Here is a 1,062-nt window from a genome sequence, read left to right on the forward strand (position 1 = left end):
GTTGCGTCGACTCAAGACGGACGCGTCGATCATCTCGGACCTGCCGGAGAAGCTGGAGATGGAGGTCGTCTGCAACCTCACCGCCGATTCCGGTCGCGGCGTCCCAGAACCGCAGGGTGCGATCCTTGCTGCCGGAGACGATGATCCGGCCGTCGGCGGTTACCGCGACCCCGCCGATTAGGTTCGAGTGGCCCTGCATCGCCGTGCCGATCGGCGTCCCGGTGGGAATACTCCAGCGGCGCAACGCTTTCGATCCGCCGACGACGGCGAAATCGCCGACAGGGCTGACCGTCAGGCTGCCCGACACGTCAGGCCCGGTCACCGGTGAGCTGAGCTGTTCGTAGTTCCGGGCGTCCCACATGCGCACCGAGAACTGGCTCAGAGAGACGATCGTGGCGCCGTCCCCGCTGAATCCGACGGAGGTCACCTCGGATTCGTGCCCGGTCAGTCCAGCCAGATGGCCGCCGGTGGCCGTGTCCCACAGGTGGACGAGCTTGTCCGCACCACCCGCCGCGACGACCCTTCCGTCCGGGCTGAACACCGGACTCATGATCCCACCTGCGCTGCCTGGCAACGGCACACCGTCGGCGCCGCCGCCAGCCAGGTCCCACAGCCGGACCGCACCGTCCCCGCTCTCGGAGATCAGCCGTCCGCCGTCCGGGCTGAAGGCGAGCGCACGGATCCGGGCCCTGTGCCCGCTCAGCGTTCGATCCCGTGCACCGGACGCCGCGTCCCAGACGACGACGGTCCGGTCGGTGCCCCCGGAGGCGATCCAGCGGCCGTCGGCACTGACCGCGGTGACCTCGACCGGACCGGTGTGCCCACGCATCGGCGTGCCGACGGGCCGCCCGGTGTCGGTCTCGAACTGCCAGAGCGAACCATCGCGGTAGCCCGCAACCATTCGGCGGCTGTCCGGCGCGAAGGCCACACTCGACGGAACCGGAAGGCCGGCACCGATATTCGGTCCCGTGATGCGGTGACCGCCGGAAGCGTGGGTGTCGGTGTGCCAGATCCGTACCGTTCCGTCGAGGCTGCTCGAGACCAGCCGAGCGTCGTCACGGC

1 pseudogene is annotated in these 1,062 nt (G+C 69.6%); it reads right to left on the reverse strand.

The annotated features are described in order from the left end of the window. Window positions 1-151: 151 nt before the first annotated feature. Window positions 152-901 (reverse strand): annotated as a pseudogene (locus tag ACWDVW_RS32680) (WD40 repeat domain-containing protein); the annotation flags it as partial. Between the last annotated feature and the right edge of the window lie 161 nt (window positions 902-1,062).

Source organism: Micromonospora sp. NPDC003241 (assembly GCF_053589795.1).